The 17,026-nt window shown below is 51.5% G+C and carries 13 protein-coding genes; 12 read left to right on the forward strand and 1 reads right to left on the reverse strand.

What is annotated here, in order from left to right; translation table 11 throughout:
- Nucleotides 1–18 precede the first annotated feature (18 nt).
- The 8 genes from NSU18_RS27810 to dnaJ all read left to right on the forward strand — a co-directional run bounded on the left by NSU18_RS27810 (nucleotide 19) and on the right by dnaJ (nucleotide 9,644).
- Nucleotides 19–534, forward strand: coding sequence for a hypothetical protein (locus tag NSU18_RS27810; RefSeq protein WP_341017434.1), 516 nt, complete (start codon nucleotides 19–21; stop codon nucleotides 532–534).
- A gap of 226 nt (nucleotides 535–760) precedes the next feature.
- Nucleotides 761–2,572 (forward strand): translation elongation factor 4, encoded by a 1,812-nt coding sequence (gene lepA / locus NSU18_RS27815; protein WP_341017435.1) that lies wholly within the window; start codon nucleotides 761–763, stop codon nucleotides 2,570–2,572.
- Between the two features lie 143 nt (nucleotides 2,573–2,715).
- A complete protein-coding gene (gene hemW, locus NSU18_RS27820) occupies nucleotides 2,716–3,900 on the forward strand; it encodes a radical SAM family heme chaperone HemW (RefSeq protein WP_341017437.1) in 1,185 nt (394 codons plus the stop codon).
- Between the two features lie 74 nt (nucleotides 3,901–3,974).
- Nucleotides 3,975–4,484, forward strand: a complete 510-nt coding sequence (locus tag NSU18_RS27825) for an N-acetyltransferase (protein WP_341017439.1) — start codon at nucleotides 3,975–3,977, stop codon at nucleotides 4,482–4,484.
- Nucleotides 4,485–4,774: 290 nt separating this feature from the next.
- Complete coding sequence (gene hrcA, locus NSU18_RS27830; protein ID WP_340994015.1) at nucleotides 4,775–5,806, forward strand: heat-inducible transcriptional repressor HrcA; 1,032 nt, start codon at nucleotides 4,775–4,777, stop codon at nucleotides 5,804–5,806.
- Nucleotides 5,807–5,854: 48 nt separating this feature from the next.
- Nucleotides 5,855–6,442 (forward strand): nucleotide exchange factor GrpE, encoded by a 588-nt coding sequence (gene grpE, locus NSU18_RS27835; RefSeq protein ID WP_341150571.1) that lies wholly within the window; start codon nucleotides 5,855–5,857, stop codon nucleotides 6,440–6,442.
- Nucleotides 6,443–6,550: 108 nt separating this feature from the next.
- Nucleotides 6,551–8,398 (forward strand): molecular chaperone DnaK, encoded by a 1,848-nt coding sequence (dnaK, locus tag NSU18_RS27840; protein WP_036732232.1) that lies wholly within the window; start codon nucleotides 6,551–6,553, stop codon nucleotides 8,396–8,398.
- Nucleotides 8,399–8,516: 118 nt separating this feature from the next.
- Nucleotides 8,517–9,644: a molecular chaperone DnaJ gene (gene dnaJ, locus NSU18_RS27845; protein ID WP_341150572.1), complete on the forward strand. Its 1,128-nt coding sequence runs from the start codon at nucleotides 8,517–8,519 to the stop codon at nucleotides 9,642–9,644.
- Between the two features lie 426 nt (nucleotides 9,645–10,070).
- On the opposite strand, the gene NSU18_RS27850 is transcribed toward dnaJ, so the two are convergent.
- A complete protein-coding gene (locus NSU18_RS27850; protein WP_341150573.1) occupies nucleotides 10,071–14,147 on the reverse strand; it encodes a S8 family serine peptidase in 4,077 nt (1,358 codons plus the stop codon).
- Nucleotides 14,148–14,718: 571 nt separating this feature from the next.
- Here NSU18_RS27850 and NSU18_RS27855 point away from each other — a divergent pair.
- From NSU18_RS27855 to NSU18_RS27870, 4 genes are all read left to right on the forward strand, one after another.
- The gene (locus NSU18_RS27855; RefSeq protein ID WP_341017445.1) at nucleotides 14,719–15,078 is read left to right on the forward strand and encodes a hypothetical protein; all 360 of its coding nucleotides are present in this window, start codon (nucleotides 14,719–14,721) and stop codon (nucleotides 15,076–15,078) included.
- Between the two features lie 44 nt (nucleotides 15,079–15,122).
- Nucleotides 15,123–15,302 carry a YfhD family protein gene (locus NSU18_RS27860; RefSeq protein ID WP_341017446.1) on the forward strand — a complete coding sequence of 60 codons (180 nt, stop codon included), beginning with the start codon at nucleotides 15,123–15,125 and terminating at the stop codon, nucleotides 15,300–15,302.
- A 122-nt stretch (nucleotides 15,303–15,424) separates the two neighbouring features.
- Nucleotides 15,425–15,784 carry a hypothetical protein gene (locus NSU18_RS27865; RefSeq protein WP_341017447.1) on the forward strand — a complete coding sequence of 120 codons (360 nt, stop codon included), beginning with the start codon at nucleotides 15,425–15,427 and terminating at the stop codon, nucleotides 15,782–15,784.
- A 112-nt stretch (nucleotides 15,785–15,896) separates the two neighbouring features.
- Nucleotides 15,897–16,808 (forward strand): methyl-accepting chemotaxis protein, encoded by a 912-nt coding sequence (locus NSU18_RS27870; protein WP_341017449.1) that lies wholly within the window; start codon nucleotides 15,897–15,899, stop codon nucleotides 16,806–16,808.
- The last annotated feature ends 218 nt before the right edge of the window (nucleotides 16,809–17,026 follow it).

Raw genomic sequence — 17,026 nt, forward strand, 5'->3', positions numbered from 1 at the left:
TGAAAAGGAGCGGAGACTATGACACGGTTCGGTAAAAAGATGGTGATGTTCGGAATTTGGGCGGGCGTGGGGCTGCTGGCCGGCCTGCAGTTCGGCGGCGGTGGTTCGGGAGTCTCCGGTATCCTGCCGGACTGGAGTAAGCCGGCCGGGAGCAGTGCAGCTGGAAGTCAGCTTCCTGCCGGCCAGAACGGCAGAGCCGGGACTGCGTACGTTCCGGCTGCCGGCACGGCCCCGGGCGGCCAGGCTTATGTATACGTACCCGTGACTATTGATCCGGTAACGGGCGCTTACACCGTGCTGCCGATGCAGCAGCCGGTTGCAGGTACACAGGCTCAGACGGCTGGCGGCACGGACAGTCTCCCGCAGCAGGAGGTGAAGGACTACTCTGCGCTTAGTCCCGAGCAGCTTTTGATCCCGGAGGAGCAGAAGCCGACAGTGGATGTGCTGGCTGATAAGACCGCCGGTCTGCTCCAGCAGGCTTCGCAGAAGGGCATCCGCTGGGTGGTCTCACTCTTCGACTCTTCGGAAGAGTGAGCGGGAACAGCCTGGAATCTCCCGGGCTACCATGAGAATGAGGGCACAAACGGCTGCGGATGATGGAAGCCCGCACCCGTTTGTGCGTTTTTTTTGCGGGATTCCGCCTGCGATTGTGGAGGGTCCGGGCGGATTCTTTCTTTTCCGGCGGCTGGCGGGATTGATGGGCGAAGCCCGTACTGTTATAATAAGTGGATTAACATTAGGCTGTCTGTGGGGGTAAGGAATGACTGACGTTCAGAAACGACAACAACAAATTCGCAATTTCTCGATTATTGCACATATAGACCATGGCAAATCGACATTGGCTGACCGTATTCTGGAGTATACGGGTGCGCTCACTTCGCGTGAAATGCAGGAGCAGGTTCTGGACCAGATGGACCTGGAGCGCGAGCGCGGCATCACCATCAAGCTGCAGGCCGTACGTCTGACGTACCGTGCCGATGACGGACAGGATTATTATCTGAATCTGATTGACACACCGGGGCATGTCGATTTCACCTATGAGGTATCCCGCAGTCTGGCGGCCTGTGAAGGCGCACTGCTGGTCGTGGATGCGGCGCAGGGGATTGAGGCCCAGACGCTGGCTAACGTATATCTGGCGCTTGACAACAATCTGGAGATTCTTCCGGTACTCAACAAAATCGATCTTCCGAATGCTGACGCCGAACGCGTGAAGCAGGAGATTGAAGATGTCATCGGGCTGGATGCCAGTGAAGCCGTGCTGGCTTCCGCCAAGGCGGGCATCGGCATCAAGGAGATTCTGGAGCAGGTCGTGAAGCAGGTTCCGGCGCCGTCAGGCAGCTCGGAAGAACCGCTCAAGGCGCTGATCTTCGACTCCCATTATGACCCGTACAAGGGCGTTATCGTCTATGTCCGTGTCATTGACGGCAGTATCCGTGCCGGTTCCAAGATTAAAATGATGGCCACCGACAAAACCTTTGAGGTGATCGAGGTCGGAGCCTTCATGCCGCGCATGACCATTGTGCCGGAGCTGAACATCGGCGATGTCGGCTTCATTGTGGCCGGGATCAAGCATGTAGGCGACACCCGTGTCGGGGATACGGTGACGGATGCGAAGAATCCGACCCCGCAGCCGCTGCCGGGCTACCGCCGGATTAATCCGATGGTCTATTGCGGTCTCTATCCGATTGAGACCTCCGATTACAATGATCTCCGTGAAGCGCTGGAGAAGCTGCAGCTCAATGACGCTTCCCTGAGCTTCGAGCCGGAGAGCTCCAGCGCCCTGGGCTTCGGCTTCCGCTGCGGCTTCCTGGGACTGCTGCATATGGAGATTATTCAGGAGCGGATCGAACGCGAGTTCAACTTGCCGCTGATTACTACCGCGCCAAGCGTTATTTACCGCATTAAGCTGACGAACGGGGAGACCATTCAGATCGACAATCCGTCGCATTATCCGGAGATCGGAACGATTGACTTCATTGAAGAGCCGTATGTCAAAGCAGCCATTATCGTGCCTAACGACTTCGTGGGTACCGTTATGGAGCTGTGCCAGAACAAACGCGGTGAATTCGTCAACATGGAGTATCTGGACAGCAACCGTGTAACTATTACGTACGAGATTCCGTTGTCAGAGATTGTCTACGACTTCTTCGACCAGCTGAAATCCGGCACGAAGGGTTATGCATCCTATGATTACGAGATCTCCGGTTACCGCCAGTCCAATCTCGTGAAGATGGATATCCTGCTCAACAATGAGCAAGTCGATGCGCTGTCCTTCATCGTTCACCGGGACCGCGCCTACAACCGCGGCCGGGTCATCTGTGAGAAGCTGCGCGGCATTATCCCGCGCCAGATGTTCGAGGTGCCGATTCAGGCATCCGTCGGCACGAAGGTGGTTGCGCGTGAGACCGTTAAGGCCATGCGCAAGAACGTATTAGCCAAATGCTACGGCGGCGATATCTCGCGTAAGCGGAAGCTGCTGGAGAAGCAGAAGGAAGGGAAGAAGCGCATGAAGCAGGTCGGCAGCGTTGAGGTGCCGCAGGAAGCGTTCATGGCCGTGCTTCAGATTGAGTAGCAGCATATAAGCTCCCCCGGAGCTTCCGGTTTATCACAGAAACGGGTGCCGTCCTTCGCAGGGCGGTGCAGCCGTTTCTTCTTGCTTTTCAGCAGCAGGTACTGTGACAGGCCTGTATATTAATAGAACAAAGGAGACAGCTAATGAATACATCTACGAGCACTGCACACCATGGCCGTCCCCCTGAGGCCGTATATATTCATATCCCGTTCTGCACCAATAAATGCTTCTATTGTGATTTCAATTCTTACGTGCTGAAGGACCAGCCGGTGATGGACTATCTTCACGCGCTTGACCGCGAGATGGAGCTGACGGTGCAGCACACGCCTCCGGGTGTGATCAAGACGATTTTTGTCGGCGGAGGTACGCCTACTGTACTGGGGCCTGATGAGATGGCTTATTTCCTGGAATCGGTCCGCAGGCATTTCCCGCAGTGGGATGAGCACATTGAATTCTCGATGGAGGCTAACCCCGGCACTACCGATATCGGCAAGCTTAGAGTAATGAAGGAAGGCGGCGTCAACCGGGTCAGCTTCGGGGTGCAGGCGTTCCAGAATGAGCTGCTTAGCGGAATCGGCCGCATCCATGATGTGAATGATGTATACCGCAGTCTGGAGAATGCCCGTGCGGTCGGCCTGAATAACCTGTCGCTGGATCTGATGTTCGGCCTGCCGAATCAGACGGTGGATATGCTCAAAGAGAGTATCGACAAGGCGTTAGCGCTGGACCTTCCTCATTATTCTATCTACAGCCTGAAGGTGGAGGAGAACACGCTGTTCCACACGCTGTTTAACAAAAATAAGCTTCCGCTGCCGAATGAAGAGGATGAGCTGGCGATGTATCTGCTGCTGATGTCTACGATGGAGGCCGCAGGGTATACGCAGTATGAGATCAGTAATTTTGCCAAGCCGGGGCTGGAGAGCCGCCACAATATCACGTACTGGCGCAACGAGGATTATTACGGTCTGGGCGCAGGGGCGCACGGATATGTGGGCCGTCAGCGGCACATGAATATCAAGGGAGTGAACCCGTATAACGAGGCTTCGCGCAGCGGGCTGCCGCGTCTGGACACCTACCGGATCTCCGAGCAGGAGGCGATGGAGGATTTCATGATGGTCGGCCTGCGGATGCGCGAAGGGATATCGGATCAGGCGTTCCGCTCGCAATTTGGACAACCGCTGGAGGCTGTTTTTGCAACGCCGCTGCATAAAATGCTGAAGGCGGGACTGCTGGAGCAGTCCGGTGGCAATTATCGCCTGAGCAAGCAGGGAATCCTGTTTGGCAACGATGTTTTCGGGGAATTTGTCGGTGCTTTGACAGAGGTTTAATTTTGAAATATCTCTTGAATTGTAATTCACTGTGTTGTATATTTATTCATATTAACAACAAGGGGTGAGTCAAGGTGCTTGTCAAAACGGATCATTTCCAAAAGGCTTCTCCAGAGGGAGAGCAGCAAGTGATATGCAGAAATGCTACGGTGGAGGATGTAGAGCCGCTGTATCTGATGATAGAGGAGTATGCCAGGCAGGGGATTATGCTGCCCCGTTCAAGGCAAGCACTGACCCGCCAGATTGACCAGTTCGTAATTGCTGAGATTGACGGCAAATTTGTCGGCTGCGGTTCCTTGTTCCGGCTCGGAAGTGACCTTGTTGAGGTCCGTTCCATCGGACTGCGTGATGAAGGCAAGGGCAAGGGCGTGGGCACGATGATTCTGGAGAAGCTGGTGGAAGAAGCGAGACGCCAGCGAATCCCGAAGATTATGGCGCTGACTTATGCCGTGGACTTCTTCCTTAAGAACGGCTTCGATGTGGTGCAGAAGGAGATTTTCCCTGAGAAGGTCTGGACCGATTGTGTGAACTGCAAGAAGCAGCATGCCTGCGATGAGATCGCCGTGCTGAAGAGACTGGACTAATCCGGCGGGACAATAGCTCCCGGTAAACTATATAATAAGAAACCACTGTTCTCCGGGGAAGCTGATGCTTCAGGAGGAGAGTGGTTTTTTGCAGATACAAGCACAACGTACAACAATGATGCCTGACGGATGTATGGATGTTATATTGCTTTAACTAAAATAGGCACAATCAAGTTGCTGAACTCACTTGACAATGCTGAGGTCAGTTTGGTATTTTTGTATTAGTGGTTAGCACTCATCTCGTTAGAGTGCTAACGAATCGGAGCCACAGCCGGATAGGAGGGAATAACATGTTAACTGAACGCCAGAGAATGATACTGAATGCCATTGTCGATGACTACATTTCTTCAGCTGAGCCGGTGGGCTCGCGCAGTATCTCGAAACGCGGGGATGTGGGCTACAGTCCAGCCACGATCCGCAACGAAATGGCCGATCTGGAGGATCTGGGTTATCTGGAGCAACCTCATACGTCGGCAGGGAGAATTCCGTCCCATAAGGGCTACCGCTATTATGTGGATCATCTGGTACCGTGGAATTCCGCCGAAACGGCCGAACTGGGCACGATCCGCGCTTTTTTCGCCGAGAAGCTGAATGCTACAGAGCAGGTTATCCAACATGCGGCAATGATCCTGTCCAATATGACGAATTATACTTCCATCCTGCTGGGACCGGAGGTTTTTCATACTTCATTGCGCCATTTCCAGCTGCTTCCGCTCGATGACAAGACCGCTGTGGCGATTATCGTCACCAGCACCGGGCAGGTAGAGAACCGAACCGTGAGTCTTCCTCCGGAGATTTCTGTGTCCGAGATGGAGAAGGTCGTGAATCTGCTGAACAGCAAGCTGGTCAATGTACCGCTCTACAAGCTGAAGAGTCAGCTCTATTCTGAGCTGGGCGAAGAAATGCAGCGCCACATCTCCCATTATGAAGAATTAATGCAGGTGCTGGATAAGGCGCTTGAGAGCGACCAGGATCAGCGGATTTACTTAAGCGGAGCCACGAATATGCTGACCCAGCCGGAGTTCAAGGATGTCGACAAGGTCAAGACGATTCTCGATCTGCTGGAGGAGACGCCTACGCTGCTCAAGATGCTCACCCCGGCCAGCAGCGAAGCAGGAATGCAGGTGCGTATCGGTACAGAGAATAAGCATGAGGCTTTTGCCAACTGCAGTCTGATTACCGCCACTTATTCGCTGGACGGCAAGCCGCTGGGGAGCATCGGTATCCTGGGTCCGACCCGTATGGAGTACGCACGTGTAATGGGTATTCTGGGGATTTTGTCCCGGGATTTGACAGCGATGCTGGCACACTGGTATAAGTGAACAGAGTGTACTAGTCCATGTGAATGATATTAAGGAGGTGAAGACAACTTGAAAGAGGAAGAGGTTCAGGAAATGAATGAGAAGAATGATCCCTCGGTGAATGAGAATCACGCGGCTGAAGAGGCTGACACCACAGCAGGTAGCGGTACATTCACGGCTGAAGAGGCCGGCGAGGCGGCTTCAGGCAATGAGGAATACAGAAAGCTCCAGGAGCTGGCAGATGAGCATCAGGCGCGCACCTTGCGTGTGCAGGCTGATTTCGATAATTTCCGCCGCCGGACCCAGAAAGAAAAGGAAGAGCTGGCGCAGTACGCAACGTCCAAGCTTGTAACCGAGCTGCTTCCGGTAATGGATAACTTTGAACGCGCACTGGCGACACCTGCAGCAGGTGCAGACGCTGAAGCGTTCATCAAAGGCGTGAATATGATTTTCCGTCAGCTGGAGGGAGTCCTCAAGACTGAAGGACTTACAGCTATGGAAGTGGTAGGACAGCCTTTTAACCCTGAATATCATCAGGCGATCATGCAGGTGGAGAGCGAGGAGCACGAGGAAGGCATCGTGACGGAGGAGGTCCAGAAGGGCTATCTCCTGAAGGATAAGGTTCTTCGTCCGGCCATGGTCAAAGTCAGCATGTAGTTCTGTTCTATATAAGATAAGCGGGTAGAGCTTGTGAAATCAATTTCCACAATAATATAAATGGATGAAGCCCCGGGCTTCACATTATTTCTGAGGAGGCACATTACAGTGAGTAAAGTTATCGGTATTGACTTAGGAACCACGAACTCTTGCGTTGCCGTTATGGAAGGCGGCGAAGCCGTCGTTATCCCGAATCCGGAAGGCGCGCGTACAACCCCATCGGTTGTAGGCTTCAAGAAAGACGGCGAGCGCATCGTCGGTGAAACGGCAAAACGCCAGGCCATTACGAACCCGGACCGTACGATCGCTTCGATCAAGCGCCACATGGGTACAGGCCACAAAGAAAGCATTGACGGCAAAGACTATTCTGCACAGGAAATCTCGGCTATGATTCTTCAGAAGCTGAAATCCGATGCCGAAGCTTATCTGGGCCAGCCTGTAACTCAGGCGGTTATTACAGTTCCTGCTTATTTCAATGACAGCCAGCGTCAGGCCACCAAGGATGCAGGTAAAATCGCCGGCCTTGAAGTGCTGCGTATCGTCAACGAGCCAACAGCAGCAGCTCTTGCTTACGGTCTGGAGAAATCCGAAGATCACACCATCCTGGTCTATGACCTTGGCGGCGGTACCTTTGACGTATCTATCCTTGAGCTGGGCGACGGCTTCTTTGAAGTAAAGGCTACCAGCGGTGACAACCGTCTGGGCGGGGATGATTTTGACCAACTGGTTATGGATTATCTCGTAGCTGAATTCAAGAAAGAGCAAGGCATTGACCTGAGCAAGGACAAGGCGGCTGTTCAACGTCTGAAGGATGCTGCGGAAAAGGCGAAAAAAGAGCTGTCCGGCGTACTTACAACTACAGTATCGCTTCCGTTCATCACGGTTGTTGACGGAGTGCCTCAGCACTTGGAGATCAACCTGACCCGTGCCAAGTTCGACGAGCTGACTGCAAGTCTGGTTGAGCGTACACTGGGCCCTACACGTCAAGCGCTGAAGGATGCTGGAATGACCCCTGCGGATCTGAACAGAATCGTCCTGGTCGGCGGCTCCACCCGTATTCCTGCTGTACAGGATGCAATTAAGAAGCTTACCGGCAAAGAGCCTCACAAGGGCGTTAACCCGGATGAAGTAGTAGCCCTGGGTGCTGCTGTTCAAGCGGGCGTACTGACTGGCGATGTAAAAGACGTAGTTCTGCTCGACGTAACTCCGCTGTCCCTTGGTATTGAAACTGCAGGCGGCGTGTTCACGAAGATGATTGAGCGTAACACTACGATCCCTACAAGCAAATCGCAGGTCTTCTCGACCTTCGCAGACAGCCAGCCTAGCGTGGAAATCCACGTATTGCAGGGTGAACGCGAGATGGCGAACGGCAACAAGACGCTGGGACGCTTCATGCTGAACGAGATTCCACCGGCACCGCGCGGCGTACCGCAGATCGAAGTTACCTTCGATATCGATGCCAACGGTATCGTTAATGTCTCTGCTACAGATAAAGGCACCAACAAGAGCCAGAAAATCACCATTACTTCTTCCAGCGGCCTGAGCGACGCAGAGGTGGAACAGATGATGAAGGATGCCGAGCTGCACGCTGAGGAAGACCGCAAGCGTAAAGAACTGGTCGAAGCCAAGAACGGTGCTGACCAGCTCGTATACTCCACAGATAAAGTAATCAAGGATCTGGGCGACAAGGTCGATGCTTCCGAGATCGACAAAGCCAATGAAGCCAAGGACAAGGTGAAGGCTGCACTTGAAACCGACAACCTGGAAGAAATCACTGCCGCTACAGAGGCGCTGAATGAAATTGTACAACAGTTGTCCGTGAAGCTGTATGAGCAGGCTGCACAGGAACAGCAGGGCGCTGAAGCGGGTCAGGATGCTTCTGAAGGCAATGCCAAGAAGGATAATGTGGTAGATGCTGATTACGAAGTGGTTGACGATGAGAAGAATCAAGGGTAACCTTAGACGATAAGTTCTAATGTGGTGAGAGGGAAGGTCAAGACCGGGGCATCCCGGGTTTTGGCTTTCCTTTTACCATGTATATAGGGGAAATTAACGATGCGCGGAGGTGAAAGCAGTGGCAGATAAACGTGATTATTATGAGGTTCTGGGCCTCGGAAGAGATGCTTCAGAAGACGAAGTAAAGAAGGCCTACCGCAAGCTGGCGCGCCAGTACCATCCCGATGTGAATAAGGCCAGTGATGCTGAGGCCAAGTTCAAAGAGGTTAAGGAAGCCTATGACGTTCTGAGTGACGGGCAGCAGCGGGCGCGGTATGACCAATATGGGCATATTGACCCTAATCAGGGTATGGGCGGCGGCTTTGGCGGCGGTGGCGGAGATTTCGGCGGTCTTGGTGATATCTTCGATATGTTCTTCGGCGGCGGCGGTGGACGGCGTGATCCGAATGCACCACAGCGCGGCGGAGATTTGCAGTATACAATGACCATTGAGTTCAAGGAAGCGGTGTTCGGCAAAGAGACCGACATTACCATTCCGCGCACGGAGACCTGCGATACCTGCTTTGGCTCCGGAGCCAAGCCGGGTACGAAGCCTGAGACCTGTTCCGTCTGCCATGGCAGCGGGCAGCAGGAATTCGTACAGAATACACCGCTTGGACAGATGCGCAACCGCCGTCCCTGCTCCCATTGCAGCGGCACAGGCAAAATCATCAAAGAGAAATGCACCACCTGCGCTGGCCAGGGCAAGGTCAAGAGACAGCGCAAGATCCATGTGCGTATCCCTGCCGGTGTCGATGACGGCGCGCAGCTGCGCATGACCGGTGAGGGCGAAGGCGGCACACGCGGCGGCCCGGCCGGAGACCTGTACATTGTGATTCGCGTGAAGAATCATGATTTCTTCGAGCGCGAGAACAACGATATTATGTGTGAGGTTCCCTTGACGTTCGCTCAGGCGGCGCTTGGCGATGAGATTGAGATCCCAACGCTGACCGAGAAGGTGAAGCTCAAGATCCCGGCAGGCACCCAGACCGGTACCTTCTTCCGTCTCAAAGGCAAAGGGGTTCCGCATCTTCGCGGCAACGGCGTCGGTGACCAGCATGTCCGCGTCATCGTCGTTACGCCTAGCAAGCTCAGCGAAGAGCAGAAGGACCTGCTCCGCCAGTTCGCCTCCCACAACGGAGAGAACACGCATGAGCAGGAGCAGTCGTTCTTCGACCGCGTGAAGAAGGCGTTCCGGGGAGACTGAACTTTTAGGTAATGTGAAATACGGTTGGAAGAGCTTGTACAACAGCGCCCCATCTCCATTATTGGAGGCGGAGCGCTGTTTTTTTGCATTGCATTTGTGGTCCTGTTGTACTTGCTACAACAGAATGCTTTTAAAATGCACCAAAATGAGAATCTATTGCACAACGTACAGTAGAATTTCTTTAAAGGGGCATTTTTAAACAGAAATCTAAAAATCAAATGTATGAAATACAACAGAATACCTTTTAGGACGAATGAAATGGAAATCTAATGTAGTAAATGCAATCAGAGGAGTAAGTACATTGTGGCAGTGTAGCTTCTGTTCAATTGCTCAAACAGCTCTTAACCTAACAAAAAAAGGCTGACCCGAGTAGTCTGTAATGACTACTGGGACAGCCTCTTATGCTTATTATGCGTATTCTGCTTACTAGATCAATCCGCTCTTGCTCAGCAATTCATAGAGTGCAGCGGCTGCTGTCTCACGGGTTGCAGGAGCTGTTGGATTGAAGGCAATTCCCGACTCGCTGGCGAAGACGCCGGCTTTGGTCAGGGCTTGCAGACTGTCCTTGGCGTAAGGGGCTACCTTAGCGCTGTCGGAGTAGGTTGTGAACGAAGGATTGGCAACAGCCTTCAGTTCAGTGCCTGTCAGTTTCACTGCTCTGTCCAAAATGACAGCGAGCTCCTGGCGGGTTACTTTTTGCGTAGGTGCAAATTTACCATTGCCGATGCCGAGAATCAGACCAGCCTTGGAGGCTGCGGCTACATCCTTGGCGTACCAGTCCGTTGATTTCACATCGGAGAAGGTTACGCTGGCATCGGTACGCAGACCCAGTGCACGGGTCAACAGTGCTGTGAACTCAGCGCGGGTCAGGTTGCTCTGCGGTGCAAAAGTAGTTGCCGAGGTTCCCTGGATAATCAGCTTGTCGGCCAACGTCTGGATGGCAACAGCTGATTTGGAATTAGCGATGTCGGTGAAGGCTGCTGCCGGTTTGCTGACTGCTGCATACACAGAGAAGCCTGGACGGCTTACGGTCACAAGGGTTGTTCCATCGGCCTGCGGTGTGAAGACCGAAGCAACCGGAGTCACCAGTCCGTCTTTCTCAAACAATACACCCGCAGTTTTGGATTCAATCTTGCCTGGTACAGTAAAGGTGCGCTTGATGAATACGTTGGTTGGTACGTTCAAGTAAGTGCTGCCTGTAGCTGTAGTCCATGAAGCTTCATAGGATACCGGAGTTCCGATGACCTTGGCATCCGGAGTACCTGCAATCAGCTTGCTGGCCGCATCCGGCTCTTGCTTGATTACTAGCTTCAAGCTCTGGCCTGCAGGGGAAGCCGCAAGCAAGGATACCGGCAGGGCTACAGCAGATCCGCCAATATTCACGATAATGGTGCTGCCTGCTTGAATGGCGGCCAGTGATTTCACCTGATCAGCAGTCAGGCTTAGTTCAGCAGACTTATCTGAGATGCTGATAAGAGAGACAACAACGGCTGTCTTGACAGTAGCGGCTTTGGCCAGAGCCGCCTTTAGGTCGCTGTCGCTGACGGTTACTGTCGTTACACCGTCCTTCGATGCAGTTAGAGGTGTTACCGTTACCTGTTGAACCCCTTCTTCAACAAGGGACTTCACAGGTTCTGGAACTACTACAGGTGTCGGCGTTGCTACTGTGTCGCCACCACCTCCACTACTGCCACTACCGCCGCCACCATTGCTTCCACTGCCAGAAACAGTGATAAAGCGGAATGAGGTGTATGTGCTGTAGTATTTATCATTGTTGTAGTCGATCTTGATTGGTGTCTTGGTGTTGTCCTCTGCGGTAATGCCGAGAACCTCCAGCTTGTATACGCCGTCGGTCAGGCTGGCTACTGCCGGGTTGCCGCTGGCATCCAGGATTGGATCACCGTTGTGGTCATACGGATGATAAGTAGATGATATCACCGTGCTATAGTTGCCAGGTGCAAAGAATTTATCTGGCGCACCGGTCGTGGATACCTGGAAAGAGCCCATCTTGATATCATCAAGGCCAATCAGATTCACTTCATAGTAGTTAATATTCTTGGCTTTGAGCTTGTAGTTCAGAACAGCACTTGAATTGGTGTAGACGATCGGCTGGCTCAGTGCTGCCTCTTGAATACCTGTACCCCAGTTAGGTTGTTCGGTTGTCTTATCTACATTGATTGCAAACGGCAAGTGAAGTGTTGGCTGTCCGTCTGCTTTTAGTACGATATTACCTTGCAGCATTTGCGGCTCGGTATCAGCAGCAACGGTGACCTTCAGGTTGAACGTGGAGGCACCTTTTGCAGCAGCAGTTACTGATGATTTATCGAGAACCGCAGATACCTTAGGGTCACCATAGTTCCATTCCACGGAGGCGGAGTAGGTGAGCGAGCTATCACTCATATTTTTCAACTGCAGGACTTTCGCAGCTTCAGAACCTGGCAGCAATGTGCCAAAGCTTGTGGACGGATTGTAGTTGATCACATTCTGGGAGACAAAGTTCTTGTCCAGAATGGAGATTGGCTCAATCGCTTGCAGCAGTGCCGGTGTGTTGATGGCATCTTCTACATTGGCGCGTCCAGGGCCTTGACGATAGAAGTCTTCAGGAGAGCCTTCGTAAAGAATTGGTGTTGCAGTGTTCGCCAGAGCTGCCCGAATATCAAATGGTGTGTACTCTGGATGTTTCTGTTTGATTAGCAGTGCTAAACCCGCAACGTGCGGTGTTGCCATGCTTGTACCACTAATACGATTGTATGCTTTGGAATAATCTGTGTCAGGATGACCTTTGCCATAAGCCGGCCATGTAGACAATACTCCATCACCAGGAGCAACAATATCCGGCTTGATGCTCAGATTACCGTCAAAGTTTGGTCCTAATGAAGAGAAACTACTCATTGTATCACCAGTCGTCATTTCATGATAATATTCGGGACCAAAAGTGAAATAGGTTGGATTATTACCATTTTTCAGAATGGCTCTGGCTAATTGTCGTCCTTTGGAGCCTTCAATGTCAAACGTAGGAATATTTTGGTATCCATTACCTAGATTCACATCGATGAAATCACTACGATCTTTGTAGTCTTCGTCTAGAATAGCTTCACTCTTACCATCCACCTTGTGGGCATTTCCGTTGAAAATTACGATTGCTCTAGCTTTACGCTCTTTGGCATTCGCAATTTTATCTACAAAGCCCAATTCACCACGTGATACCAATACGATGGAACCGCTGATATCTTCGGCAGGATAATCTTCTTTTGCTCCAAGATCGGCATACACAACGCGTACGGGCTTAGTACCAATAATAGTAGCGAAATCATCATTTGCCAGCTCATACGCCATCATATGGAATGGAAAATAAGTGTCATAAGTAACAGAAGTTACCGAGTTTGCAATTTCCGCCTTAAATTTGCCGGAATAGGCATCAATAGGACTGGTTACTGAACCTACTGAAATGGCCAATTGCGAGGCAGCCGGTGAGCCCATGGAGAAATAACCGTTTTCTCCGTTGTTCCCATTCGCAATTACAGCAGTTACTCCAGAGAGTACAGCGTTATTAATCGCAATGGAATCCGGGGAGTTTACGTCCTTCTCGGAATCGGAGCCGAGCGACAGGTTGATGACATCCATGCCGTCCTTCACCGCACGCTCAATTCCGTCAATGACCTGGGCGGAAGATCCGGAGGAGGTGTTTGGTTTATCAATATTGCGCCCCAAGACTTTGTAGACGTGCAGTTCCGCACCCGGAGCAACGCCCTTTTGCGCAACATCGCCTTTAGCTGCATACTGACCGATGATTGTGCCGGCTACATGCGTACCGTGGTAAGTTCCCGCATAGCCTACACCGTATTCTTTATCTTCCCCCGGAGTCAGCGGTACTTCTTCATAAGGATCTTCATCCTGGTAAAAGGAGTCATAGCCGCCCTTATAGGCCTTTGCAATATCCGGATGCGTGTAGTCGACACCGGTATCGATCACACCGACCTTCAGTCCGGCTCCGGTGAGGCCTTGGTCTGCTGCCCAGTCGGCATGAATCTGCTTCAGTGGAGCGTTGTCGTTTCTGTAAGTCACTTCGGTCACTGTCTGATCAGGAAGCGCGTACCAGGTGCTGTTCGGATAGATGGAAGCTACGCCGGAAATCTTGGCCAGATCAGGAATTTTGTCTGCCGGAACCGTGACCTCGAAGCCGTTCAATACGGTGTCGTACTTGTAATTGACGGTGAGGTCAATCTTTTTGGCATCAGCCTTATCAAGTACTTCTTCCTGTTGGCTATTTACCGCAGCTTCAGTCGCTGTATTGGCGAGCGCTGTAATTCCTTGTCTGGCAGCATATTTGCCGACCGCAGCAGGCTGACCGCTGAGTTGAACGATTACCCGGACAAGATTTGAGGATTTGGTATTAATCTGTGGAGAAATATAAGGCTGATTCGCTGGAATCACGGCTGGAAGATGATTGCCTGATACGGGTGTCTTCAAACTGCTGGCGGCGAATGCCGCGCCTGGAATCATACTTGCAGCCACACCTAATGATAAAGTTAGTATTGATAGTTTACGAGGTAATTTTGTCCACTCCAAATGTAATCCCCTCCACAATATGATGTTGGTTCTGGCTTACATCTCTCCTGCTACAGACAGTAGGCGGATTCTCCTTTTCTATTAATCCGGTTTATTTCCGTCAAGTTTACTAGGAAAAATATTAAGAAGATTTTACCACTGGTTATTTGTAAAATCCACACAAAATTTATAGAGTTTTGAGAATATTTTCGTTTAATGTGGAATGTTAGTTGACACAAATAGTCTTTTGAAACTACTTACGAAATCTTAAAAGACAAAAATATACAAAAAAACAGATGAAAAAACAAAATTCGTCATAAATGCTGACATGGATGCTGGACGAAAAACAGGGCTATACATTTAGAAGTATGGCTTTAGAATTATGAAATCAACAGATAACACAGGGCGGAACTCCGAATATTCACTGGAGTCACAGCAAACCAAAATGTATAAATTCCTGTCCGAAAATCCAAAATACCCAAGTAAGCTGAACGAGAGAATACCAGGCAGAAAGCAGGGAATTCCGATGTCTGAAAAAAGTATACTGGCCTACTTCAAAACCCCGGAAGAAGCGGAAGGGGTCTCCCGTAAGCTCCAGGCCCTGCGTGCAGAGGAGATTTCGATTGACCGGTTCAGCAGGTTTGGGGGGAGCGGGCAGGAGCCGGGAGTGAATCCGGTAACCGGCAATTTGGCGAGCATGGATTCGATGACGGCAGTCAGTGACCATACGGGCATATTAGCTGCGGCGCATACGAGCGGGAGCGGAATGAGCCACGGCGGGGATGGCGGACCGACAGGCAGAAATATTTTGCTGACAGTTATTGTCGATACGGCTGTCTATGGTCAGGCGATGTCGCTGATTGAGGAAGCCGGCGGAATGATTTGAAGCTTAGAGAATCAGATAAATACATTGGAGGCTGATGGCAAGCTATGGACAGAGAGAACTCGAAAATCTTTTCCAAAACCGAAAAAATGAAAATGCTCTATGAGGCGAAGGCCGAGGATGTTGAATTCTCAGCGGCTGAAGCAGATCAGGATGATATTGAAGCCATGGACCGTTCCCGGGAGGCGGACAAGCGGCAGCTGGATGAGATTATGAAGAAGGAATAATTCAGTAAAGTCAAGAAGAGATGAACAGGCGAATTGTTGCTGTCGATACCCCGCGAAAGTGGTGTATTTTTGTGTTGTGGCGTGTATAATGGAGGGATATGCGAGGCCGGGAGGATACATAAGTGAATACAGTGATAATGTGGGTGGGGCTGGCGCTGCTGGTTGCGCTGTTAACCTTTCTGAACCAGAAGCAGGTCTATTCCTCCAAAGTAAAACAGGCTTACCGGGAGCTGCGAATACTCGCCGATAAGGTCCAATCAGAACAGTCGGAGGCGGCAGATCTTGGGCGCTGGGAAGCTTCTATTGCCGAAATGGAAAAGCACCCCAATGAATTCAACAAGCTGGACAAGGAGATCGGCCTGCGCCAGGTCTTCGTCCAGTATCTGGAGCGGCATTATCCGCAGGACACGAGACTTCCAGAGCTGCGGGAAGCGGCTGCGCACCGGAAGGACAGCGTATGGGGGATTAAGATAGGGAATTAGAAAAACCATATCATTTTAAAAGCCGAAACAGCCGTTAATAAGAGTAAAGTGAAATAAGCGAATGTCGTCCGGCATAATAGTTAAAAAATGAGATGTATAGGGAGCAGTCAACATGGAAAATCTAGCAGACCAAGTAGTTACAGACGAACTGGTTGTCAAAGCTTTGGAAAAGAACCTCGCCATGATCCGGTTTGACCTGAACCGCCGTGTCGCCTACGTCAATGAGATTTTTGCCCGGTCGGTCAAATACAATGCGGAGGATATGTACGGCATGCAGCATAGCCAGCTGTGCTTCCCTTCATTGGTGAACAGCCCGGATTATGAATTGTTCTGGCAGAATTTAATGGCTGGCCGGAGCTTCCAGGACAAAATTGAACGGATGGACGCAGAGGGGAATTCAGTCTGGCTGGAGGCTACCTATATGCCGGTGTTTGATGAGACAGAGACCCATGTCATCGGCGTATCCAAGGTGGCCACCAACATTACGGAGAGACAGAATAACATGAGCCATGTTGTGGAACTGATGCAGGGAATGGCGGATAGCCTCAATCAGCGTGCGGACAAAGGAATCGAGCGGAGTCAGGAGCTGCTGCTCAGTATTGACAGGATTGCCGAGGTATCGGGCGAGAACACCGAAACACTGCTAAGTCTGCAAAAGCAGGCTGCCGCGATCCGCGGCGTAGTGCAGACCATCCGTGATATTGCATCCCAGACCCATCTGCTTGCCCTGAACGCAGCTATTGAGGCTGCACATGCCGGAGAATTCGGCCGGGGATTCGATGTGGTGGCCAAAGAGGTAAGAAAGCTGTCCGCGATGGTGCAGGACCAGATTACCGAAGTCCGGGACAGTGTCCAGGCCATTACAGAAGAGGTCGGCCGAATATCCACGGGACTGAACCAGGTGCAGGATAATGTGCAGCTCAGCCAGCAGCAGATTCAAGTGGCGCTGGATGAATTCACGCTGATCGCAAGCTCTGCGCAGGAGCTGGACAATCAGGCGCGCGAGGTTATGAACATTATCTAAGCTGTGCTTGTTCTGAAGAGAAGCCTTTATTCGCGTACAATCTATCGTAAGCAGTATGTAGCCTGTGCTTTTCAGGTGGACATGCTGCTTTTTTAATACACATTGCCGGATATGCTGCTGAAAATGAACCTTTTACCGCCCGGAGTTGTTATAAGAACAGAACGAACAAGAAAGGAGGGGATACTCAAGTGGATAACAAGGAATTATTCCAGACCTAC

Source organism: Paenibacillus sp. FSL H8-0048 (assembly GCF_038002825.1).
Lineage (GTDB): Bacteria > Bacillota > Bacilli > Paenibacillales > Paenibacillaceae > Paenibacillus_AQ.

Bases quoted from the DNA above. Each gene is read 5' to 3' on its own strand.
- NSU18_RS27810 (WP_341017434.1), top strand. From the start codon at position 19: ATGACACGGTTCGGTAAAAAGATGGTGATGTTCGGAATTTGGGCGGGC.
- NSU18_RS27855 (WP_341017445.1), top strand. From the start codon at position 14,719: ATGTCTGAAAAAAGTATACTGGCCTACTTCAAAACCCCGGAAGAAGCG.
- NSU18_RS27850 (WP_341150573.1), bottom strand. From the start codon at position 14,147: ATGATTCCAGGCGCGGCATTCGCCGCCAGCAGTTTGAAGACACCCGTA.
- NSU18_RS27860 (WP_341017446.1), top strand. From the start codon at position 15,123: ATGGACAGAGAGAACTCGAAAATCTTTTCCAAAACCGAAAAAATGAAA.
- NSU18_RS27870 (WP_341017449.1), top strand. From the start codon at position 15,897: ATGGAAAATCTAGCAGACCAAGTAGTTACAGACGAACTGGTTGTCAAA.
- hrcA (WP_340994015.1), top strand. From the start codon at position 4,775: ATGTTAACTGAACGCCAGAGAATGATACTGAATGCCATTGTCGATGAC.
- lepA (WP_341017435.1), top strand. From the start codon at position 761: ATGACTGACGTTCAGAAACGACAACAACAAATTCGCAATTTCTCGATT.
- hemW (WP_341017437.1), top strand. From the start codon at position 2,716: ATGAATACATCTACGAGCACTGCACACCATGGCCGTCCCCCTGAGGCC.